Source organism: Photobacterium kishitanii (genome assembly GCF_000613045.3).
In the GTDB taxonomy this organism is placed as follows: Bacteria; Pseudomonadota; Gammaproteobacteria; order Enterobacterales; family Vibrionaceae; genus Photobacterium; species Photobacterium kishitanii.
Map to the genome: position 1 here is coordinate 2,937,350 of NZ_LN794352.1, position 24,482 is coordinate 2,961,831.

The 24,482-nt window shown below is 40.6% G+C and carries 20 protein-coding genes; 9 read left to right on the forward strand and 11 right to left on the reverse strand.

The window, feature by feature from the left end; translation table 11 throughout:
- Nucleotides 1-169 precede the first annotated feature (169 nt).
- The gene (rraB, locus tag PPBDW_RS13590; protein WP_036796109.1) at nt 170-568 is read right to left on the reverse strand and encodes a ribonuclease E inhibitor RraB; all 399 of its coding nucleotides are present in this window, start codon (nt 566-568) and stop codon (nt 170-172) included.
- Between the two features lie 534 nt (nt 569-1,102).
- Between rraB and PPBDW_RS13595 the strand changes: the two genes are divergently transcribed.
- The 8 genes from PPBDW_RS13595 to PPBDW_RS13630 all read left to right on the forward strand — a co-directional run bounded on the left by PPBDW_RS13595 (nt 1,103) and on the right by PPBDW_RS13630 (nt 9,730).
- Nucleotides 1,103-2,551 carry a YfcC family protein gene (locus PPBDW_RS13595; RefSeq protein WP_036796110.1) on the forward strand — a complete coding sequence of 483 codons (1,449 nt, stop codon included), beginning with the start codon at nt 1,103-1,105 and terminating at the stop codon, nt 2,549-2,551.
- A 714-nt stretch (nt 2,552-3,265) separates the two neighbouring features.
- Nucleotides 3,266-4,486: an arginine deiminase gene (gene arcA, locus PPBDW_RS13600; RefSeq protein WP_036796111.1), complete on the forward strand. Its 1,221-nt coding sequence runs from the start codon at nt 3,266-3,268 to the stop codon at nt 4,484-4,486.
- A 63-nt stretch (nt 4,487-4,549) separates the two neighbouring features.
- On the forward strand, nt 4,550-5,464 hold the full coding sequence (gene arcC, locus PPBDW_RS13605) for a carbamate kinase (protein ID WP_036796113.1): 915 nt from the start codon (nt 4,550-4,552) through the stop codon (nt 5,462-5,464).
- Nucleotides 5,465-5,585: 121 nt separating this feature from the next.
- A complete protein-coding gene (locus tag PPBDW_RS13610; protein ID WP_036796114.1) occupies nt 5,586-6,596 on the forward strand; it encodes an ornithine carbamoyltransferase in 1,011 nt (336 codons plus the stop codon).
- 430 nt (nt 6,597-7,026) lie between these two features.
- Complete coding sequence (gene pyrB / locus PPBDW_RS13615; protein ID WP_036796117.1) at nt 7,027-7,956, forward strand: aspartate carbamoyltransferase; 930 nt, start codon at nt 7,027-7,029, stop codon at nt 7,954-7,956.
- Between the two features lie 15 nt (nt 7,957-7,971).
- Nucleotides 7,972-8,439, forward strand: a complete 468-nt coding sequence (pyrI, locus tag PPBDW_RS13620; protein ID WP_036796118.1) for an aspartate carbamoyltransferase regulatory subunit — start codon at nt 7,972-7,974, stop codon at nt 8,437-8,439.
- Between the two features lie 309 nt (nt 8,440-8,748).
- Nucleotides 8,749-9,234 carry an arginine repressor gene (locus PPBDW_RS13625; RefSeq protein WP_036796119.1) on the forward strand — a complete coding sequence of 162 codons (486 nt, stop codon included), beginning with the start codon at nt 8,749-8,751 and terminating at the stop codon, nt 9,232-9,234.
- A gap of 109 nt (nt 9,235-9,343) precedes the next feature.
- Nucleotides 9,344-9,730 (forward strand): RidA family protein, encoded by a 387-nt coding sequence (locus PPBDW_RS13630; RefSeq protein ID WP_036796121.1) that lies wholly within the window; start codon nt 9,344-9,346, stop codon nt 9,728-9,730.
- Between the two features lie 60 nt (nt 9,731-9,790).
- Here the strand turns inward: PPBDW_RS13630 and idi are convergent, their stop codons facing one another.
- The 8 genes from idi to nudF form a co-directional block, all read right to left on the reverse strand.
- Nucleotides 9,791-10,321 (reverse strand): isopentenyl-diphosphate Delta-isomerase, encoded by a 531-nt coding sequence (gene idi, locus PPBDW_RS13635; RefSeq protein ID WP_036796122.1) that lies wholly within the window; start codon nt 10,319-10,321, stop codon nt 9,791-9,793.
- Between the two features lie 149 nt (nt 10,322-10,470).
- Nucleotides 10,471-11,196: a 1-acylglycerol-3-phosphate O-acyltransferase gene (locus PPBDW_RS13640; RefSeq protein ID WP_036796123.1), complete on the reverse strand. Its 726-nt coding sequence runs from the start codon at nt 11,194-11,196 to the stop codon at nt 10,471-10,473.
- 165 nt (nt 11,197-11,361) lie between these two features.
- The gene (gene parC, locus PPBDW_RS13645) at nt 11,362-13,641 is read right to left on the reverse strand and encodes a DNA topoisomerase IV subunit A (protein WP_036796125.1); all 2,280 of its coding nucleotides are present in this window, start codon (nt 13,639-13,641) and stop codon (nt 11,362-11,364) included.
- An 81-nt stretch (nt 13,642-13,722) separates the two neighbouring features.
- On the reverse strand, nt 13,723-15,606 hold the full coding sequence (parE, locus tag PPBDW_RS13650; RefSeq protein ID WP_036796126.1) for a DNA topoisomerase IV subunit B: 1,884 nt from the start codon (nt 15,604-15,606) through the stop codon (nt 13,723-13,725).
- A gap of 215 nt (nt 15,607-15,821) precedes the next feature.
- Nucleotides 15,822-16,400, reverse strand: a complete 579-nt coding sequence (gene yqiA, locus PPBDW_RS13655) for an esterase YqiA (protein ID WP_036796128.1) — start codon at nt 16,398-16,400, stop codon at nt 15,822-15,824.
- Nucleotides 16,400-17,224 (reverse strand): 3',5'-cyclic-AMP phosphodiesterase, encoded by an 825-nt coding sequence (gene cpdA / locus PPBDW_RS13660; protein ID WP_036796129.1) that lies wholly within the window; start codon nt 17,222-17,224, stop codon nt 16,400-16,402. Before cpdA ends, yqiA begins: the two co-directional genes overlap by 1 nt.
- A 40-nt stretch (nt 17,225-17,264) precedes the next feature.
- Nucleotides 17,265-17,693, reverse strand: coding sequence for a DUF1249 family protein (locus PPBDW_RS13665; protein WP_080895427.1), 429 nt, complete (start codon nt 17,691-17,693; stop codon nt 17,265-17,267).
- Nucleotides 17,694-17,725: 32 nt separating this feature from the next.
- Nucleotides 17,726-18,361, reverse strand: a complete 636-nt coding sequence (nudF, locus tag PPBDW_RS13670) for an ADP-ribose diphosphatase (protein WP_036796132.1) — start codon at nt 18,359-18,361, stop codon at nt 17,726-17,728.
- 322 nt (nt 18,362-18,683) lie between these two features.
- On the opposite strand from nudF, the gene tolC reads away from it, so the two are divergent.
- On the forward strand, nt 18,684-19,982 hold the full coding sequence (tolC, locus tag PPBDW_RS13675) for an outer membrane channel protein TolC (RefSeq protein ID WP_036796133.1): 1,299 nt from the start codon (nt 18,684-18,686) through the stop codon (nt 19,980-19,982).
- Between the two features lie 65 nt (nt 19,983-20,047).
- Here the strand turns inward: tolC and hldE are convergent, their stop codons facing one another.
- Complete coding sequence (gene hldE, locus PPBDW_RS13680; protein WP_036796134.1) at nt 20,048-21,478, reverse strand: bifunctional D-glycero-beta-D-manno-heptose-7-phosphate kinase/D-glycero-beta-D-manno-heptose 1-phosphate adenylyltransferase HldE; 1,431 nt, start codon at nt 21,476-21,478, stop codon at nt 20,048-20,050.
- A 71-nt stretch (nt 21,479-21,549) separates the two neighbouring features.
- Nucleotides 21,550-24,432 (reverse strand): bifunctional [glutamate--ammonia ligase]-adenylyl-L-tyrosine phosphorylase/[glutamate--ammonia-ligase] adenylyltransferase, encoded by a 2,883-nt coding sequence (glnE, locus tag PPBDW_RS13685; protein WP_054262080.1) that lies wholly within the window; start codon nt 24,430-24,432, stop codon nt 21,550-21,552.
- Nucleotides 24,433-24,482 lie beyond the last annotated feature (50 nt).

Sequence of the window (24,482 nt, forward strand, 5' to 3'; positions counted from 1 at the left end):
TTTAAATGTATGAGGATAAATGGGAAGATTTACACGCGTCGTGATTACAGACAGTGATCACGAGTAAATTTCTATCATGTCGTCGATATCCAAGTTTGATATCACAGCCAAAAAGTAGAAAAAGCCAGCAAAATGCCGGCTTTTAAGAACAGAGTGGTGTTATGACGATTTATTCTTCGTCTTCATTCTCTTCTTCATCATCTTCGTCAGATTCGAAGTAAGTGCCCCAACCGTCATAATCGATACTGTGCTTTTCAGCCAGTTTAATCAGCTTTTCAGCTTGCTCATCAATTAATTCTGCGTTTAGAGCTGATTCCATTACGGCATCAAAACATACAACCTTGCCGCCGCCATCTTCAGGATCAAGCTCTAGCTCTTCTGCTTCTAAAACATTAAAACCAAGTTTAAATGCTTCAACCGCAGCGGCTTCTAGTTCTTCAAATGTGTCTGCAGAGAAATGGTGCTCAATAGTGTAAAGCGCCTCTGGCTCACTGCCATCTTCAAGTAACGCGGCAATAATTTCGCGAGTTTCTTCTTTTTGCTCTGCAATCAATTCTGCGTAAGACATGGTATCACTCCACCTATGGAATAAATTTGCTGGCAAATATCGCATGGTTTGCACTCAATTACCATATCTTACGCATCAGCCAAGCCTAAATTGATCTTAATCAACCCTTGAAGGATTAACTGCTAACCGTCAAATACTCACTAATATGCATAATATTCCATGCTCATTATGCCGATTATTCGCCAATGACTACAGTACACACACTTATCCTAACCCTTGGTTGTCACTATTCGCATAGCCATCCATTTTTTTTACACAAATATCCTCAGCCTAAAAATCATCGCCAAACACCCCAAAATAAAAGTAATAAACTGTGAGCAATCGTTAAGTTAGCAACTATAAACCACCTTAGAATCATGCTGTCCTGCAGTCAAAACGAGATCATTTATGATCTATTCACCCCTGCTAGACTACGATGTTTTTCAATTAGTTACGTTTATTGTTTGTTCCTTATTTTTTCATCAGTGATCATTATCACTGATGCAGACAAACACACCTTATGGTTATCACTAACCAAGGGTGTAGGAGATAACCATGACGACACACACAGAAATTAAACCACACAAAAAAAGCTTCTTTGCTCAATTAAAATTCCCGTCGGCTTACACCATATTATTTACACTCATTGCGTTTGTAGCTGCCCTGACATGGGTTGTTCCAGCCGGGCAATATGATCGAGAAATGAATGTTGAACTCGGAAAAGAAGTGCCCATTACTGGTACTTATAAAGCCGTTGCTAGCAACCCTCAGGGCGTTATCGATGTGTTACTCGCACCTATAGATGGTTTTTATAATCATGAGTCTTATGAAGCAGCAGCCATTGACGTGTCATTATTTATTTTAATTATTGGTGGCTTCTTAGGACTCGTCACCAAAACCGGTGCCATTGATGCTGGCATTGAACGCGTGACAGCACGTTTACATGGTAGAGAAGAGTTAATGATCCCAATCCTAATGGGACTGTTTGCTGCTGGCGGAACAATTTATGGTATGGCAGAAGAATCATTGCCTTTTTATACATTATTAGTGCCTGTAATGATGGCTGCCCGTTTTGATCCCCTCGTTGCTGCGGCGACAGTATTACTTGGCGCAGGTATCGGAACGTTAGGATCAACCATTAACCCATTTGCTACCGTGATTGCTTCCAATGCTGCTGGAATACCCTTTACCGATGGCATTATGCTACGCATTATTATTCTTACTGTCGGTTGGTTAATCTGCGTTGCTTATGTCATGCGCTATGCAAAAATGGTGCGGGAAGATAAAACCAAATCAATTGTGTATGATCAATATGAACAAAATAAAGCCCATTTTTTAAGTAACCAATCTGATCAAATGCTGGAATTCACTACTACCCGTAAAATCATTCTAGCTATTTTTGGATTATCGTTTGCGGTGATGATTTATGGCGTTGCTATTGCTGGTTGGTGGATGCCACAAATATCAGCAATGTTCCTTGGTGCTTCAATTCTTATTGGCTTAGTGTCACGAATGAGCGAGGAAGATTTCTCTACTAGCTTTATTGATGGTGCACGAGATCTACTCGGCGTAGCATTAATTATCGGGATTGCACGTGGCATCGTGGTAATCATGGATCGCGGCATGATCACTGACACTATTCTAAATTCAGCCGAACATATCGTTACCGGGCTATCAGCAGTCGTCTTTATTAACGTCATGTATATATTAGAGATCCTGCTGTCATTTTTAGTCCCTTCAACATCTGGACTCGCCGTATTAACTATGCCAATTATGGCGCCACTGGCTGATTTTTCAGGAGTAGGACGCGATCTCGTTGTTACAGCTTATCAATCAGCATCGGGAGTTGTTAACCTGGTTACACCAACATCTGCAGTGGTTATGGGAGGGCTGGCTATTGCACGCGTACCTTATGTACGATGGTTAAAATGGGTTGCCCCATTATTAGGTATTATTATTATATTTACGATGGCAGTACTCAGTGTTGGGGTCATATTAATGTAGTAACTGTTTTATTTTATATAAACCGCCCACGGGCGGTTTTTTTGTATCTAATAATTAACAATCACTCACCATCAGTATTATTGATAATTCAAATACTATTATTTCATTAATAATAGTAACTATCCTATTTACACATAATAAATACCATCTAGATAATAATTATTAAACAGCTAAGCCATCAATATATATTAACCGCCAATAACACTATTATTCCGCACTAAAAAAAACAATACCAACACATATTTAAATTGAAAAAATAACGATTAAACTTAAAATAACGCACAACACAAACGTCACAAAAAAAACAATTAAAAATTTTAAAACCAAATCAATAACCATATTTAAATATATATAGTCACTCTAATTGAATAATATCTTAAGTGATAAAAACTTAATTAAAAAACAAAAATGCATAACATTCCACACCAAAAACAAATAATATACAAAAACAATGACTTAAGTTAAATTCACTCTTTAAAAAAACAACCAATCTACATAATAAATCATGATATTAAATTATTTCACGACTGACAAATGTCGTAAATAATCATTAAACACAAGCTAAGTCATTAATAATTAAAGTGTGATAGTGATCTTATACAAATAATATTAACCACGTAGAATTAATTACATAAACAACATTCAATACTTATTCAACGCTTCGTAACTTTAAAATAGCCAATCAATAATAGGCATAAAAATAAGGATACTATCATGAGTAACTTTTATGTGGGTTCTGAAATAGGTCAACTACGCCGCGTACTTATTCATCGTCCAGAGCGTGCTTTAAATAATCTTACACCATCAAATTGCCAAGAATTATTATTTGATGATGTATTATCCGTCGAAAGAGCGGGTGAAGAGCATGATATTTTTGCTAATACTTTACGCCAACAAGGCGTTGAAGTTTTATTATTACAAACCATGTTAAGTGAAACATTAGCCGTAGCGGAAGCAAAAGATTGGCTATTATCAACTCAAATATCAAATTATCGTTTTGGTAATACTTTTGCTAATGATATTCGCTGTTTCTTAGCAGATATGTCTCATACTGAACTTGCTTCAATTTTATTAGGTGGTCTAAGTTACGCCGAATTACCACTGCAATCATCTTCTATTATGCAAAAAATGCATTCAGCTTGTGACTTTATTATTAAGCCACTACCCAATCATCTTTTTACCCGTGATACCTCATGTTGGGTTTATGGCGGTGTTTCTATTAATCCGATGGCTAAAGAAGCTCGTCAACGTGAAACCAATCATTTACGAGCCATTTATCGCTGGCATCCGACTTTTGTTGGTCAAGATTTCATTAAGTATTTTGGTGATGAACAGCAAGCTTATGACAAATCCACCATCGAAGGCGGTGATGTTTTAGTTATAGGTAAAGGCAGCGTATTAATTGGAATGTCAGAACGCACTACCCCACAAGGCGTTGAAGCACTTGCATCAAATCTATTTAAACATGGTCAAGCTAAGCAAGTGATTGCGATGGAATTACCAAAACACCGTTCATGTATGCACCTCGATACCGTTATGACCCATATGCGTGAAGATACCTTCTCAGTTTATCCTGAAGTTATTCGTAAAGATGTTCAATGCTGGAGCTTAACTGGTGATGCTTATGGCAGTGTCAAAGCCAAAGAAGAAAAGTCTTTTGTTAACGCTATCGAAAAAGCACTTGGGGTTAACCAACTTAATTTAATTACCACAGGTGGCGATAATTTTGAAGCTGAGCGCGAGCAATGGAACGATGCCAACAATGTACTAACCGTCAGTCCTGGGGTTGTTATTGGCTATGAGCGTAACACCTATACCAATGAAAAATATGATAAAGCAGGGATCACAGTGCTACCTATCCCTGGTGATGAACTGGGTCGTGGCCGTGGCGGTGCTCGCTGTATGAGCTGCCCAATTGAACGTGATGGCATTTAACCCCGATAAAAAAGGCTGATACAACTCTCGATCAGCCCCTCATAAATGTGGAGATACACAGCTATGACTAAACAAACTGTCGTTGTTGCCCTTGGTGGTAACGCCTTACTTCGTCGCGGCGAGCCTTTAGAAGCCAGTATTCAGCGTCAGAACATCGCCACAGCGGCCACAACCATCGCCGCAATCGCACAACAATATAATGTGGTACTCGTACACGGTAATGGCCCTCAAGTAGGATTACTCGCACTCCAAGGATTGGAATATAAACAGGTCATGCCTTACCCATTAGACGTATTGGGATCAGAAACCCAAGGCATGATCGGCTATATCTTGATGCAAGAGCTTAAAAATTTACTACCACAGCAAGAAGTCTCTTGCATGCTCACCCAAATGTTGGTTGATCCGCAAGATCCGGCTTTTTCCGATCCGACCAAACCCATCGGACCGGTGTATCAAGAAGCTGAAGCACGTGAATTGGCTGAAAAATTTCAATGGACAGTTAAAGCTGACGGCCAATATTTCCGCCGTGTTGTTCCGAGCCCACAACCAATTGGTATTGTTGAATGCGATGCCATCGAAACCCTAATTAAAAGAAATCATTTGGTTATTTGTACTGGCGGTGGCGGTATCCCCGTTAAACGTGAAAATAACAAACTTGTCGGTGTCGAAGCCGTGATTGATAAAGATATGTCAGCAGCATACCTCGCTAAACAATTAAATGCTGATGCACTACTGATTTTGACCGACGCTGATGCTGTTTATCTCGATTGGGGTAAAGCAACCCAAAAAGCAATCACTAGCATCACCCCACGTGCGTTAGCACATTATCATTTTGATGCCGGATCAATGGGACCCAAAATTGAAGCCTCATGTGAATTTATCAACCAAGGTGGAAAACTAGTTGGTATCGGTGCACTAGATGATGGATTAAAGATCCTAAAAGGTCTTGCCGGGACAAATATTATTGCAGAAAAGTAGAATAACTATTCACAATTAACTGGAAATAAGATAAACATATTATTAACATTATCTATTATTGAGCAACTAAATCATAACAAGATTCAGTCGAAGAGATACTGAACCTTAAGAGGGATACATCATGGCTTTTAATCTTCGCAATCGTAACTTCCTAAAATTACTAGATTTCACTCCTCGTGAGATTCAACATTTACTTGAACTCTCGGCTGAATTAAAGAAAGCAAAATACAATGGTTATGAGCAACCACGCCTTACAGGTAAAAACATTGCACTTATCTTTGAAAAAACCTCAACTCGTACCCGTTGTGCATTTGAAGTAGCAGCATTTGATCAAGGCGCCCAAGTCTCCTATTTGGGTCCATCAGGCTCGCAAATTGGCCATAAAGAGTCAATGAAAGACACCGCGCGTGTATTAGGCCGAATGTATGATGGCATTGAATATCGTGGTTTTGGTCAAGCGATTGTAGAAGAGTTAGGTCAGTACGCTGGTGTCCCGGTTTGGAATGGATTAACCGACGAATTCCATCCAACTCAAATTCTGGCGGATTTCCTTACTATGCAAGAGCATGGTCGTGGTAAAGCGCTCCATCAAATATCATTTGCTTACCTAGGTGATGCACGTAATAACATGGGTAACTCATTGATGGTTGGCGCAGCTAAAATGGGGATGGACATTCGTTTAGTCGCACCAAAAGCGTTTTGGCCTGATGCTAAACTTGTAGCTCAATGTCGTGATATTGCCGCAGAAACCGGCGCTAAAATCACCATGACAGAAGACGTTCAAGAAGGTGTTCAAGGCTGTGATTTCCTCTACACTGATGTTTGGGTATCGATGGGCGAAGCAAAAGAAGCTTGGGCTGAGCGGATTAATTTGATGCTGCCATACCAAGTGAATATGGCAATGTTAAAAGCCACTGGTAATCCACATGTTAAATTTATGCACTGTCTACCTGCATTCCATGGTGAAGATACCACTGTCGGTAAAGAATTAGCTCAAGCTTATCCGATGCTATCCAAAGGGGTTGAGGTGACCGATGAAGTGATTGAATCAAACCACTCAATTGTGTTTGACGAAGCAGAAAACCGAATGCACACCATCAAAGCAGTAATGGTTGCCACACTAGGAAACTAAACGCTCAAACTTGAGTGCAATCAATCCTTAATCAGTTACCGCTCACGTGAGCGGTAACTACATTTTATTGCATGCGTATTATTTCAATATTAATAAAATCATTATGTTTCATAGAGATAAAACTAAAAAAAACAAAATATATCATTTTTATAATTGCATAAAAATCCGCCGCATGAATAGTTAACGCAAACGCTTGCGCCATAAAAAATAGACGGTATAATCCTTGCAATTTGCCTAGCAAGAGATAAAAAATGAACCCTACCATCAGCATCGAATTCGCTCGCAGTAATCATTCATTGATGATGGTTCGTTATTTTATTTTTACTATTTTCAAAAAAAAGCCTCCTTTAACTAGGGGGCTTTTTTTTGCCTAAAATTTAGCAAACCAGACAGTTTTCAATTTAATCACACCATCATAGGGAAAGAAGCCATGGCTAATTCGCTGTTTAAAAAGCATATTATTTCCATCCCCGAGCTTACTCGCGCTGAACTAGAGCTTATTATTGATACCGCGGCGAGACTAAAAGCTGAGCCAAACCCGACTTTACTAAAAAATAAAGTAGTCGCAAGTTGCTTCTTTGAACCATCAACCCGTACTCGTCTTTCTTTTGAAACAGCAATCCAGCGCTTAGGCGGTACCGTGGTAGGGTTTGACTCTCCAGGAAATACCTCACTAGCAAACAAAGGCGAGACATTATCCGATTCAGTACAAGTCATTACCTCTTATGTGGATGCCTTTGTCATGCGTCATCCGCAAGAAGGTGCTGCTCGCTTGGCGTCTGAGTTTTCTAATGGTGTTCCTGTTATCAATGGTGGTGATGGCGCAAACCAACATCCTACCCAAACCTTGTTAGATCTCTTTACTATCCATGAAACCCAAGGTCGACTTGATGGGATAAATATCGCTTTTGTTGGTGATTTAAAATATGGCCGTACGGTACATTCATTAACCCAAGCCCTATCAAAATTTAATGACGTTAAATTCTTCTTTATTGCACCTGAAGTACTCGCAATGCCCGATTATATTTGCGAAGAATTAGATGATGCAGGTATCAGCTATAGCTTACATAACAACATGGAAGATGTGATCCCTGAACTGGATATTCTGTATATGACACGTGTTCAAAAAGAGCGTTTTGACGAATCTGAATATGTACATATGAAAGCTGCCTATATTCTTACAGCTAACATGCTTGAAAATGCACGCGACAACCTAAAAGTATTACACCCACTGCCGCGCGTTGATGAAATTAAGGTTGATGTAGATAAGACTAAGCATGCTTATTTCTTCCAGCAGGCAGAGAATGGCGTTTATGCACGTCAGGCGTTACTTGCACTTGTACTTAATGAAACCCTATAAAGAGGTATGACGATCATGGTTAAAGAAACCCAACTTAAAGTTGAAGCAATTAAAAACGGTACCGTTATCGATCATATTCCAGCAAATGTTGGCATTAAGATCCTGAAGTTATTCAATATTGATGGTACAAATGAACGCGTTACTATCGGTCTTAATTTACCGTCTTCAGCATTAGGAGCAAAGGATCTCATTAAAATTGAAAATGTGTTTGTGACAGAAGATCAAGCCAATCAATTAGCCCTTTATGCTCCTCAAGCTACCGTTAATCAAATTGAAAACTATACGGTAGTTAAGAAACTAAATTTATCGTTACCTGAGTTTATCAGTGCCATCTTTAAGTGCCCTAACAGCAACTGCATTTCACATGGTGAACCTGTTGCTAGCGGCTTTAAAGTTTTAACTAAAAAAGCCGATATTCAACTTAAGTGTAAATACTGTGAAAAAGTATTTTCACGTCAAATTGTGACTGAATGTAATAGTTAACATTCTCACTCGGTCATTTACCCAGCGATAGCTTATCCTTTATTGCTGGGTCTTTTTACCTCATAGGCTTTCAAGCATCTTACAGCGAATCCATAACGTAAACCGACATCACATTACTATCATTCACTGAAATAACTTAATATAACGTTTGTTATTTGGTGATAATGGTCATATCTCCGCTACATTATAATTGCTACCATCAATATGCAACAACACGCAAACAATAGCTACTACCTCATTATTGCTATACCGATAATCTATATTGCCTAATCTGTTATTGATCCATACCTTGCCAAGGAGTGACTTCGAATGGATACCCAGCTGCCTGCAATCGATGATAATTATTGTAATGATAATATGACATCGGCATGTAAACGCTTATTACAACAACAAAGTTTTACAACGCAAGATGATATTCGGCATCAATTAATTAAATTAGGCTTTAACGATATCAGTCAATCAACGGTATCACGGCTATTATTACGATTAGGGGTGACTAAGGTTCCTAATGCGACAGGTAAAAAAATTTATTGCCTAACTACTGAAAATGAACCGATTAAAATACATGCATCAATTGCGTCACAAATTGAATTTATTACTCATAATCAATTGGTTATTGTGATAAAAACCCACCCAGGTGGTGCACAATTGGTCGCACGATTAATTGATATGCAACCCCATGTGGATATTTTAGGTACCATTGGCGGCAATGATACCGTTATGGTAGCGCCAAAAGATATTATGCGAATTAACCAATGCTTGCAGGTTGTAAAGCAATATTTAGGCTTGAAATAGCCACTGATATCGATGATGGTGAGTTGAATATAGGCTTAATTGCCCCCATATTAGTTACCACTAAAAGGCTATTATTGAGCCTTTAAATGATCATAAAATAGGATAACTCATGACAAAAATTCTTCATACAGAGCAAGCTCCTGCAGCGATCGGTCCTTATGTACAAGGTGTTGATCTTGGTAACATGGTAATGACATCAGGTCAGATCCCTGTTAACCCACAAACAGGTGAAGTTGCAGAAGATATTGCTGCTCAAACACGTCAATCATTAGATAACGTTAAAGCGGTTGTTGAAGCATCAGGTCTGAGTGTTGCTGATATTGTGAAAATGACTGTATTTGTAAAAGATCTTAACGATTTTGGTGCTGTCAATGAGGTTTATGGGGCGTTCTTTGATGAACATAATGCGCCTTACCCAGCTCGCTCTTGTGTTGAAGTTGCACGTCTACCTAAAGATGTGAAAATTGAAATTGAAGCGATTGCTGTACGTAAATAATTATCAAAAAAGCGATCACGAGACTGAAATCAGTGATCGCTTTTTTCTCCCACCATCACACTAATATGCTTGTTCTACTGTCGCTAACACTTGCGCAAACCATGCGGTAAATAGCTGGGGATTTTGATGTAATTGTTGTTGTAACTCCGCGATAGGCCACCATCGATATGCCATCACTTCAGCAGGATTTGGCGTAAACATCACCTCATCACCATTCGCAATCAAAACATGATCCAACTCATGTTCAATTAACTGTTGATCTAATTTAGCATAATAACAAAAATGGCCTACGTCCGTTAACGGGGTCGTCAATGTAATACCCATTTCTTCTTGTAAACGGCGAATACCAGCCTGATTAATCGTTTCACCCTGACGTGGATGAGAACAACAAGTATTGGTCCATAAACCACCGCTATGATATTTTTCTAAAGCACGTTGATGTAATAAATATTCACGTCCATTAGCTGTATCACGATAAAGCAATACTGAAAAAGCTAAGTGCAACGCACCATCACGGTGAGCCTGCATTTTTTCTTGTAAACCAAGCTCATGGCCCTGTTCATCTACTAATACTACATATTCTTCAGTCATAATTATCTTCTACTTCTATCACAAAATTTTGTTTATCGTTGTTTGATAACAATAAAACAAAACAAGGACATGTTTAAAAAACATGTCCTTGTTAATAATACTCACATTATATCTTTTAGTTATAATTATTAAACATTAAATAACCAGCACTAATGCTTATTGCGCTGAGCAACCTCTTGGTCTAACTCTGCTAGTTTTGAAGCCATCATTTTACGACTTTGAGTTAATAATTTACGAACATCTTCTTTTTCTAAACCAACAGTCGCAATCGGCTTCATAACCTCGACAATGACGACACCATTATCCCAACGATTAAGTTTTACTTTATCCGTCGAGCTACACACAATCGGTACAATCGGCACTTGAGCACCGATAGCCGCATGAAAAGCGCCAGTCTTAAACGGTAATAAGCCACGACCACGAGAACGTGTGCCTTCAGGGAACATCCACACTGACACTTTATTCTTTTTAATTTTATCAACAACTTGACCAATTGTGCCCACGGCTTTACTGCGATTTGCACGATCAATTAAAATATTACCCGTGATCCAGTATAGCTGTCCAAACAATGGGATCCACACTAAACTTTTTTTACCGACAGTCACTGTACGCTGCATAATTGCACCAGAAACGGTAAATAAATCATAAGTATTTTGATGGTTGGCAATATAAACCGCCGAACCTACTTGTTCAGCACCTTCAGCGTAACGGATCTCTAGCTTTATACCCAATACACGTGACATTTTACTAAACAGTCGCCCAAAGGTATAAACATGTTTAGGATTTCGTGGGCTTAATAAACAATAACCACAGCCAAAGACAAAGGTTACGATGGCAAAAACTGCAATCGCAATCAGGCGCAAAATATAAATCATTCAAACACTCCTCAGCGTACAAGTGTGCGCTAGTATACCCACAGCAACGAAAATTACACCTGTTATGTGTATCCATTACTCAATAAACTACGACACAATTAACGCAAATAAATCATTAAAAAGCCCTCATAAATACGAGGGCTTTATTGTATATATAGCCGTAAATTAACTGTCAGTTAATTGCTCATCACTGAGTGTTTGTGGGGAATCAATTTCAATATCAGTAACACGTTGCAATCCACGTGGCAACATTGATCCTCGACGACCACGCTCACCACGGAAGTTTTCAAGATCACTCGGTTTTAAACCTAACTTACGTTTACCTGCATACAAAGTGACATGACTATCAGCAGTAAGAACCATTAGATAAGATAAGAACTCTTCACGAGATTTTGATCGTGCCGATGGAATATTAATGATCTTATTACCCTTACCTTTACCTAATTGTGGCAAGTCTTTGATTGGGAATAACAACATTCGACCTTCATTGGTAATCGCCATAATTTGATCGCTATTAATATCTGCAATCGGCTGAGGCGGTAATACTAATGACTTTTCAGGTACCGTTAATAAGGCTTTACCGCTCTTATTTTTAGAAACCATGTCGCTGCTCTTACAGATGAAACCATAACCAGCATCCGATGCCATTAGCCATAGTTGATCATCATCAGCCATCATTACTTGGCGCATATTAGTGCCAGGAGTCAGATTTAAACGCCCAGTAATCGGTTCACCTTGGCTACGTGCAGATGGCAAAGTATGAGATTCAAGGGCATAGCTGCGACCATCAGAACCTAAGAATATAGCCGGTTGATTACTCTTACCACGCGCATGAGCGAGATAGCTATCACCTGATTTATAGTTAAGCGTAGTTGGATCAACCTCATGACCTTTAGCATGACGGATCCAGCCTTTGTCAGACAGTACGACGGTGATAGTTTCACTTGGAATCAAGTCACGCTCGGTCATAGCCTTAGCTTCGGCACGCTCAACCAATGGTGAACGACGATCATCACCATACTTTTCAGCATCTGCGATAATTTCTTTTTTGATTAAAGTATTTAAACGACGCTCAGAACCTAATAGCTTTTCAAGCTGCTCGCGCTCTTTAGCTAATTCATCTAATTCACCACGGATCTTAATTTCTTCAAGCTTAGCTAACTGACGCAATTTTATTTCTAAAATAGCATCGGCTTGAGTAACGCTTAAATCAAAACGTGACATTAATTCAGCTTTAGGATCATCTTCACTACGAATGATCTCAATCACTTCATCAATGTTTAAATAAGCCGCTAATAAGCCTTCTAAAATATGTAATCGAGCAATCACTTTATCAAGACGGTATTGCAAACGACGACGAACCGTACTACGACGATACTCAAGCCATTCTTTAATGATAGTCACCAAGCCTTTTACTTGTGGACGACCATCTAGACCCAACATGTTAATGTTGGCTCGAAAACTTTTTTCTAAATCTGTCGAAGCAAACAAGTGATTCATCAATTGATCGCAATCAATTCGATTGGTACGTGGCACAATCACGATACGGGTCGGATTTTCATGATCAGATTCATCACGTAAATCTTCTACCATTGGCAGTTTTTTTGCGCGCATTTGCGCGGCAATTTGCTCCAATAATTTGGCACCTGATGTTTGATGAGGCAAGGCGGTAATAACAATATCACCATTTTCTTTATGCCAAATCGCACGCATTTTCACGCTACCACGACCAGTGGCATACATTTTCTTTAAATCAGATTTTGAGGTGATGATTTCAGCTTCAGTCGGATAATCTGGACCTTGGACAAACTCCATCAATTGATCAAGATCAGCGCTTGGATTCTCGATCATATGTACCGCTGCATTAGCAACTTCACGAACATTATGCGGCGGAATATCCGTCGCCATACCAACCGCAATACCAGTAATACCATTTAATAAAATATGCGGTAACCGTGCCGGCAACATTTTTGGCTCAAGCATAGTACCGTCAAAGTTTGGTACCCAATCAGCGGTGCCTTGATTTATCTCAGCCAATAATACTTCTGAAAAACGCGATAAACGTGATTCGGTATAACGCATTGCAGCAAAAGATTTCGGATCATCCGGGGCACCCCAGTTGCCTTGACCATCCACTAACGGATAACGATAGGAGAAAGGCTGTGCCATTAGCACCATTGCCTCATAACACGCAGAGTCACCGTGGGGATGGAATTTACCTAATACGTCACCAACAGTACGTGCTGATTTTTTATATTTCGCAGTAGCGTTCAAACCTAATTCAGACATCGCATAAATAATACGACGTTGTACTGGTTTTAAGCCGTCACCAATAAAAGGTAAGGCACGATCCATGATTACATACATGGAGTAGTTTAAATAAGCGTCTTCAGTAAACTTTCTAAGTGGAAGCTGTTCAACGCCATCCATAGAGACATCAGTCATCGTGAGATAATCCGTCTTAAATAATGCGATTCGGCAAACATAATGTTTGCCGATTTAAAAATGATATACGTGTGAGGCGAATTAAACTTCCGCCAAATCGCCTTTGCTTTGTAACCAATGACGACGATCTTCTGCGCGTTTTTTACCTAGCAACATATCCATCATTTCATTGGTTTCACTATCATCATCAATAGTAAGCTGCACCAAACGACGGGTATTAGGATCCATGGTAGTTTCACGCAATTGCAATGGGTTCATTTCACCCAGACCTTTAAAGCGCTGCACGTTAACCTTGCCACGCTTACCTTTTAAACGCTCAAGAATGGCATTTTTTTCTGATTCATCAAGCGCATAAAATACCTCTTTACCTAAGTCAATACGGTATAGCGGTGGCATAGCGATAAACACATGTCCAGCACGTACTAACGCTTCAAAGTGCTTCATAAACAAGGCACATAATAACGTTGCGATATGCAGTCCATCGGAGTCCGCATCGGCAAGGACACAGATTTTACCGTAACGAAGTCCACTTAAATCGCCGCTATCAGGATCAATACCCAATGCAATTGAAATATTATGGACTTCTTCCGAAGCCAATACCTGATCAGATGACACTTCCCAAGTATTTAGTATTTTACCGCGCAACGGCATAATGGCTTGGAACATACGATCACGGGCTTGTTTCGCCGAACCACCAGCCGAATCACCTTCGACTAAGAATAGTTCAGTACGATTTAAATCTTGTTGTGAGCAATCGGCTAATTTACCCGGTAAGGCTGGGCCTGAAGCTATTTTTTTACGAACAACTTTCTTACTAGCACGCATACGACGGTGAGCATTGGCAATACAAACTTCTGCCAATAATTCTGCCAACTGTGGACGCTCATTAAGCCATAAGCTAAAGGCATCTTTTACTACGCCAGAGACAAATGCGGCACATTGACGTGACGATAAACGCTCTTTAGTTTGACCGGCAAACTGTGGATCCTGCATCTTTACAGATAATACGTAAGCACAACGATCCCAAATATCATCAGCAGTCAGTTTCACTCCACGCGGTAATAAATTGCGGAATTCACAGAACTCACGCATCGCATCAAGCAAACCTTGGCGCAAACCATTAACATGCGTACCACCCTGCGCGGTAGGGATCAGGTTAACGTAACTTTCAGTGATCAGTTCACCACCTTCAGGTAGCCACAATAGCGCCCAATCAGCCGCTTCTGTTGCGCCACTAAAGACACCAGTAAACGGCTCTTCTGGCAATAATGTATAGCCTTTCACGCCTTCAGCTAGATAATCTTTAAGACCATCTTCATAGCACCAACGTATTGTTTCATCAGTAATTTTATTGGTAAATACTATTTCCAAACCGGGGCATAATACAGCCTTAGCTTTTAAATTACTTTTAAGACGAGTAACAGAAAATTTTGCACTATCAAAATATTTAGGATTTGGCCAAAAATGAACTTTGGTTCCTTTTGCACGGCGGCCACAAGTACCAATAACTTCTAATTCAGAGACTTTATCGCCGTTTTCAAACGCGATTTGATAAACTTGACCATCACGTTTAACCGTTACTTCAACCCGATTAGAAAGGGCGTTTACAACCGAAATACCTACCCCGTGTAGACCACCTGAAAATTGGTAGTTTTTACCCGAGAATTTACCTCCGGCATGTAATTTACATAGGATAAGCTCAACTCCAGAAACACCTTCTTCTGGATGAATATCTACCGGCATACCACGACCATCATCAATCACTTCTAATGATTGATCGGTATGAAGAATGACTTCAACTTTACGGGCATGGCCAGCCAAGGCTTCATCGACACTGTTATCGATAACTTCTTGACCAAGGTGGTTAGGTCTTACCGTATCGGTATACATACCCGGACGGCGGCGTACTGGCTCAAGGCCATTTAGAACCTCAATGGCTCCAGCGTTATAGCTTTGATCTGTCATATCACGGAAATTTACGGGAAAATTTTGCAAACAATAGTCAGTAACCCTCGCGTTGTTGTCAAGCGGGAGTCTGCGGAAAACTCACATTCAGTGAGTCGCGTCTCTTTTCTATATTACGAAAAAGGGACGAAAACTGGGTATAGATTTTATGCTAATGCACATAACTTGATTTATAGGGTAGCCTATCTCGTTACTCAATGAACAGATAAGTCAGGTTATAACCCTAAGAATTGAAGAATGGTGGCGGGAAAACGTTCAAAATTACAAAAACTATGATCACCATTAGCTTCTATTGTTAGCCTACAGTGCGCATATTTTAATGCTGCTTGGCGATAATCAAGTACTTCATCACCTTGCTGTAATAACACCCATAGCCGTTGTGGCTGCGTGATATTTATAACTTCAAGTGCTTTCAACTCATCAATGTGCTGAGCTTCTAACACATAATTTTCACCGCTATACGGATTCTGCTGTGGTCCAAGATAGTCAACTAACAGTTGATAAGGTTTAACGGCTGGATTAACTAATACGGCCGATAATTGATAACGCTCACTAAGCCACGTACTTAAATACCCTCCTAAAGAGCTACCGACAACACCAATCGTATAGTGATCCTTATATTGCTCAACCAATTGCGCTAGATATTGACTAGCTTGAGCTGGATAACTCGGTAGCTGGGGCGCTATCAGCTTGATATCAGGTCGATACTGACGACAATAAGCCATCATTTGTTGAGCTTTCAATGATGATGGCGAACTATTGAAACCATGTAAATAAATTAATAATGATGGCATCAGTAACCTTCAGCATCAAGTTTAGGTTTAAATTGATCACCACTAATACGGTGGACACTGGTAATAATTTGTCCGTCTTTAGTTAATTCTAAATAACGCCAACCTGGGTTGTTATGATCTAACGCAAAATCATCAGAATCAGGCATAAACTGAATACAGGTCGATGGTGTCGCAAGCACACGTACACCATGGTAAGTCCGATCTAAATTTTGATGAATATGCCCACATAGCACGGCTTTTACTTGTGGATGACAATCAATCACATCCCATAAACTACTGTTATTATGTAGTTGATGTTGATCTAGCCACGCACTACCTGCTTCAAGCGGATGATGATGCAATAAAATTAAGGCATGTCGATCAGGATAACGTGCTAGAGCGGTATTTAATAATCCTAACTGTGCCGTACTTAGCTCACCATGTGGCACACCTTGTACTTGGCTATCGAGTAAAATCATTTGCCAATGATCCCCCACTAATACCTGCTGCTGTGGCTTAATCTGCTCACTCGGTAAAATGGATTGCATTGTTGGCTGAAAATCATGATTGCCCGGCAACCAAAAACACGGTTGTGACCAACGTGAAATACCATCAGCAAAACGCTGATAAGAATAAGGGGTGTGATCTTGAGAAATATCACCCGTAGCAACGATGGCGTCAAAATGACGCGCAGCAATATCTACCCCATTAAGCACGGCATGAAAACTGTCTTTGGTTGCCACACCAAGCAAAGAGCCGGAGCCATTGGCAAACAAATGAGTGTCGGTGATCTGCAGAAGAACCACACTTTCGGGGTTAGTCTGCGGCAGCGAATAGGTCTGCAAAACGTCAAAAACCTTGTCTATTCTGAGCAATTAAGTTCAATTAACAAACGGATTGTTTACTAAGCCCGTGGCGTAAACAATGCTTCAACCAGTCACCTAAGAAAAGGTTGACTTGATGTTTCTCATTTTTTTGATGCATACGCAAGTTAGGATAGTCATATATTGGCTTGAGACGAGAAATCTGCTGCGCAGCACACACTTCTGCGACCTTAGCATCATGATATAACCGTACCGTTAATAATGGTGCCAAGTAATCAGCAACCCTATCAATATCAACCAAACCTAATGTTACCACTGTGGTGTAGCGGGTTGATTCAATAATTTTCAACTGGTATGCATCATCACACACTAGGTATACTTGCGTATCTCCGACTTCATCGTTGCGAGGCAACAATGGTAAGAGTTTAGCGTAATTAGTTTCATACAAGCGCATTAGGCTTGTCAAATCAACAGTATACCTTTTATTCAAATCATTCCCCTAGGATTATAAAATAATTTATTTTATGCCTGCTGCAAACGTTGATAATGTAACTGCAACCATTGTAGTGCGATAATCGTGGCCGCATTTTCAATTTTACCAGATTCTAGCCATTGATAAGCCTGATTTCTAGATACAACATGCACACGAATATCTTCTGATTCACTGGCTACGCCATGGATCCCTTGCGCTAAACGACTATCGACTTCACTAATAAAAATATCAAGTACCTCTGAACAGCCACCTGAGCTGGACAAATAACGTGATATTTTCTCCGTTTTCCCTAGCACTAACCCCGATTCTTCAGTTGCTTCTCGGCGTACTACTTGCTCAGGAGATTCATTATCATGATCAAGCATACCTGCAACAATTTCTAACTGCCATGGCTGGCAATCAGCAGCCATCGCGCCAATTCTAAACTGTTCAATTAATACCACTTGATCACGTATCGGATCATAAGGTAATACAGCTGCAGCATGACCGCGTTCAAACAGTTCGCGCTCAAATTCACCACTCCAACCACCAGCAAATAACCTGTGTCGTAAGCGGTATTTAACCATTTTAAAAAAACCGTCATACACAGTTGTCGTCGCTAATACCTCTACATCTTGACGATTAAACGCTTGTTGCGAGGATGAATAATCTGACGTTTTCCCCATACTTTTTATCCTTCGATGATAGATATCTATTAAAAGTTAACCAACTTCAAGCGAGATAGCATTAAAATCAACTTATATCCCTTACAGTTATACTTTAAGTGTAATATTCCACTGCTAGTGTTTAAACAATTAAATATCATGTATCTTTTTGACACGCTGTTTATTAAATCGATTACAATAACCTAATAACCGAATGTAAAAATACAATCACTACGTAAAACTACGTAATGATCAGTTTCAAGCAAGGCTGCTTCAGGTAAACTGGCGCTTGCACTATATTTATACATTCCCATTTTTGTCTGCAAGACCAGGAAAGGCATCCATGAAAAAATTGCTTCCAATCATTATCAGCCTTGCAATTGGCTCTATTAGTCAATCAGCATCGGCTGACGATCTCGCTCAGATTTATCAGCAAGCCAAGCAAAATGATCCACAACTTCTAAAAGCCGCGGCCGATAAAGATGCAGCTTTTGAAGCAATTAATTCTTCACGTAGTACCCTTTTGCCACAAATTAATCTTTCAGCTGGCTATAACACCTACTACCTTGATTCAAAAGCAGGCAAAGATAACGGTTTTACCGGTGGGGTTACGTTAAGCCAATCATTATATAACCGTGCTAGCTGGGTTGGTCTTGATATCGCTGAAAAACAAGCTCGTCAAAGTGATGCAGCTTATGCCGTTACCCAACAAGGTCTTATTTTACGCGTTGCATCAGCGTATTTTAACGTTTTAAAAGCCAAAGATGATTTGAAATTTGGTGAGGCAGAAAAAGCAGCGGTTGGTCGTCAATTAGAGCAAATGAAACAACGCTTTGAAGTCGGTCTATCAGCAATCACTGATGTTTATGATGCCCAAGCTCAATACGATACTGTACTGGCTTCTATCATTGTAAAGAAAAACACTCTCGCCAATAGTTACGAAGAATTACGTGAAATTACCGGTCATGCATATTCGTCATTAGATCCATTAAATACCATTACCTTCTCAGCGAGCAAACCTCAACAAGTTGCTGATAACCTAGTTAAAGATGCTGAAACTGAAAACTTGACCTTATTAGCATCACGTATTGGTCAAGATATTGCTCGTGATAATATTTCACTGGCAGACTCAGGGCACCTACCAACATTATCATTTGAATCAGGTTACCAATACGACGATACCAGTGCGTTATCTAAACCTGATCAAGGTAATCTAAGCGCAGGTATTAAAATTGACTTGCCAGTTTACAGTGGTGGTAATACTAGCTCTCAAGTAAAACAAGCTCAGTATAAATACGTCTCAGCAAGTGAAGATCTTGAAGCACAATACCGCACCGTGGTTAAAAATGTTCGTAACTACTACAACAACATTAATGCCACTATTGGTTCTATTAATGCTTATAAACAATCAGTTGTATCTGCAAAGTCAGCATTAGAAGCAACTGAAGCTGGTTTTGATGTTGGTACGCGTACTATTGTTGACGTCCTAGATTCAACTCGTAGTCTCTATTCAGCTAACAGTGAATTAGCTAATGCGCGTTACGACTACATTCTAGCGCGCCTACAGTTGAAACAAGCTGTCGGCACTCTAAGTGAGCAAGATCTATTAGATATTAATGCTGGCTTAATTCAAACTAAGTAAGCCAAATTATATCGATATAAAAAAAGCGCCTTTCGGCGCTTTTTTTATCAGTGATAATTCTAAAATTAACCGCGTCCACCACGAATGGCTTCAATGATTTTTGAGGTTGAACACCCATCTTCAAAATTAAGTACTAACACTTGACCACCTGCCGCAATCACTTCTTTGCCACCAGCTATTTGTTCAGGTGTATAGTCACCACCTTTCACCAAAATGCTTGGTAGCACTTCACTGATTAATCGTTGCGGTGTTTCTTCAGTAAACGGAACCACCCAATCAACCGCACCTAAGCCAGCTAATACTGCCATACGGCGATCTTCTGGGTTAACTGGACGTCCAGGACCTTTCAAACCTTTAACTGAATCATCAGAGTTAACAGCGACAATCAAGCGATCACCTAGTTTTGCCGCTTCGGTTAAGTAAGCAACATGGCCTGCATGGAGAATATCAAAACAACCATTGGTCATAACGACAGTTTCCCCTCGCGCACGCGCAGCTTTTACGGCTTCAACCAGCATAGGTTCAGAGATCACTCCAAAGCCACTATCCTGGCTACCGTGAATAGCTTCAGTTAACTCAATGGTTGATAAGGTTGAGGTACCTAACTTCGCCACCACCACACCAGCAGCAGCATTCGCAAGCTTACAAGAGTCAGATAACGACTTACCCGCTGACAATGACGCCGCTAACACTGAAATAACCGTATCGCCAGCACCCGTTACATCATAAACCTCTTGCGCTAAAGTCGGCATATGTAATGGTTCACAGCCTTTTTCAAGTAGCGTCATTCCATGTTCAGAACGGGTAACTAACAACGCTTCAAAATCAAATTGCTCAATCAAAGCCATGCCTTTGTCGACCAATTCTTGTTCTGAATTAACACTACCAACAACGGCTTTAAACTCAGATAAATTCGGCGTTAATAACGTTGCGCCACGATAACGCTCAAAATCGGTACCTTTCGGATCAATCAAAACCGGCAATTTTGCAGCACGAGCCAATTGAATCATCGACTGTACATGCTCCAACGCACCTTTGGCATAATCAGACAAAATAACCGCTTTTGCATTCGCCAGCGCAGGCTGCATACGTTCAAGTATTAGCGCTGGATCAACATTCTGAAAACCTTCTTCAAAGTCTAATCGAATTAACTGCTGACCACGGCTCATCACCCGTAATTTGGTAATCGTTGAATATTCGGCCAATGCAACAAAATCACTGCTCACATTTAGTGACGACAATTTTTCTGTTAACGCTCGTGCTGGCTCATCGGTACCGGTTAAGCCAATCAATTTGGCATGACCACCTAACGCAGCAATATTCATCGCCACGTTCGCTGCACCACCTGGACGTTCCTCAATTTGATCAACCTTAACCACCGGCACTGGCGCTTCTGGTGAAATACGTTCAGTCGGTCCTGTCCAATAGCGATCTAGCATTACATCACCAACAATCAATACCTCAGCGCGGTTATAATCAGGCAGCGTCAGTTTCATTTCTTTCTCCGGGAATATGGAAACGTTCGAATATTAGCATAAACTAAAATCGAGGGGCATTCGGGTAATAGCTAAACCGCATTAGGTTCAAGCCATTGCTGCCATACTTGCTCAACGATATTACGCATCTCAACAAACTGTTGTTGATCGACATAGGCGGCTAACCCCAACAAACTCAGTCGATGAATCGCATTACGCATATCACAATAGGCTTGCTGTAATTGTTCGGCAGTCATGCTATCAAGAATACCGTTATTCGCCAGTGATTCAAAAATACGTACATTATCAGACCAGCGCGTTAAAGCGGGTTGTTGATGAGCATAAGCTAACACGAAATATTGCGCTAAAAATTCAATATCGGTAATGCCACCTTGGTCTTGCTTCAAACCAAACATTCCCACTTTTTTCTTGCCTAAATGATGACGCATTTTATGCCGCATCGCCGCAACATCTGTCGCTAGTTGAGTTCGATCGCGCGCGATGGTTAATACTTGCTGGCGTACGTCTGCAAATGCCGTACGCAATATTTCATCGCCGTACACCATCCGTGCGCGTACTAATGCTTGATGCTCCCATGTCCATGCTTGTTGCTGTTGGTACTCAGCAAAAGCATTAACAGTGGTGACTAATAATCCAGAGGCTCCTGATGGCCGTAAGCGCATATCAACGTCATACAACACTCCTGATGCTGTTCGTGTTGAGAATAAATGAATAATTCGTTGAGCTAAGCGCAAATAAAACTGTCGCCCATCGATTTCTTTACTACCGATGGTATAAACATTATCCGGGCAATCATGAACAAACACTAAATCAAGATCTGAGCCATAGCCCAATTCCCAGCCGCCAACTTTGCCATAACCAATCACCGCAAAGCCTTTACTTTGTCGCTCTAATAAGTGGCTTGGTTCACCATATTTTGCTGCTATTTGTAACCAAGCTTGATTAACTACCGCGGCAATAATCGCTTCAGCAAGATAGGTTAAGTGATCACTTACTTTCATCAATGGTAGCACTCCTGCAATATCAGCAGCTGCTATGCGGAGTAACTGAGTCTGTTTAAACTGGCGAATAGCCTCCATCTGTTGTTCCATATCCTCTTCTGGAATACGGGCAAGATATTCACGCAATTCATCTTGATAGCTAGTCAGTTCTGTTGGTTGGTACAAATGCTGCGGATCAAGCAATTCATCTAATAATAATGGGTATAACGCTAATTGCTCTGCCACCATCGGACTAGCCGCACATAATCGAATCAGCTGCTTAAGTGCGATTGGATGCTCAGTCAATAACTCTAAATATGTAGTACGGGTTGCAATGCGGATAATCAATTTGGTTAATCGCGGCAGCAGCTGGACAGCATCATCCCGTAACACTACTTGCGCTAAAATTTCCGGCATTAATGTCGCTAACGCTTCACGTCCACGCGGACCTAAAGTACGTTTAAAAAGTTCATGCTTAAAAGACAGTAAATTCTGAGCTTGAAGCTGTTGTTCGGGAGCGTCTATTTCAGCCAAAATACTCAGCAATACATCTTCATTAGTCACCATTGCCCACATTTCATGGTACTGCGTCGCCACCTCTTGCTGACTATCTTGATCATCATGTCCAATAATATCGTCAAAAATAGCGTGAATAGCCGCCATATGCTGATCTGTTGTGGTCATTAATGACGCCCAATCAGGCTCAGCCATTGCACATGCCAGTCGCGCTTGATCAAGCGACTTATCAGGCAGAGTTTGAGTTTGCTTATCATCAATGGCTTGTAATAAGTTTTCTAATCGACGTAAGTGACAATAACCCCTCGTTAAAGCATCGACATCAGCTTGAGGTAACAAAGCCAACTCTTTAATCGCCGTTAAAGTCGGTAATAGGCCACGCTCACGTAAGCTTGGCTCGCGTCCCCCACGAATTAATTGAAAAGATTGAGCAATAAATTCCACTTCACGAATACCACCCGCCCCCAACTTAATATTGTTGGTAAGCCCTCGGCGGCGAACTTCACTGCCAATCATTGCTTTCATACGGCGTAGCGACTGAATAGCACTAAAATCGATATAACGTCGAAATACAAACGGTCGCAGCATCTGACGTAAGCCTTGGTATTGGCTGAAGCTTTCTTTACCCATTACCCTTGCTTTTATCATCGCATAACGTTCCCAATCACGACCTTGCTCTTGGTAATAATCTTCTAATGCAGCATAGCTCATGACTAACGGACCACTGTCGCCAAAAGGACGCAAGCGCATATCAACTCGGTAACAAAAACCATCATAAGTGATTTGATCAAGGGCTTTGATCAACCGCTGCCCTAAGCGAGTAAAAAACTGGGCATTAGCAAGGCTACGACGACTACCGACCGTTTCGCCATTTTCAGGATAGGTAAAAATAAGATCAATATCTGAGGAAAAGTTCAGCTCACCACCGCCAAGTTTACCCATACCTAAAATGAGCATTGGCTGCGGTTCACCTTGGTCATTCATTGGCGTGCCCCACTCGGTGCAGCACTGACGATAAAGCCAATGATAAGCTTCCATAATCAATGCTTCTGCCAATTGCGATAAACTGGCTAAGCTATGCTCCAACGCGACTCGTGAACTAAAATCTTGCCACGCAATGAGGGTCATATAGCGACGTCTAAAGTGACGTAAACTGCGCATTAAACCAGCTTCATCGGTTACTTGAGCAAGTTGCTGATTCAATAATTGACGATAATCAATCTCCAAGCAGCACTGACGATGTTCGAATAGCCATTCAAGTAATGTGGCATCTTGCTGTAAAGAAGCGCTAATAAAATCACTCAATCCCAACATGGCATATAACTCGTCTTTGGCCTCTCCTTGCCATAATGCCAGCTGTTGTGGATGTTGCTGGGCTAATTTTTCCCATGCTAAATCTGCCGCGGCTAATAAGTCGCTGCAATGACTAATGGTTGGATATGATTTTTCGGTCGCCATGCGCTGTCCTTGAACAAGTAACTCGATAAAGAGCTCTAATTTAGCATACA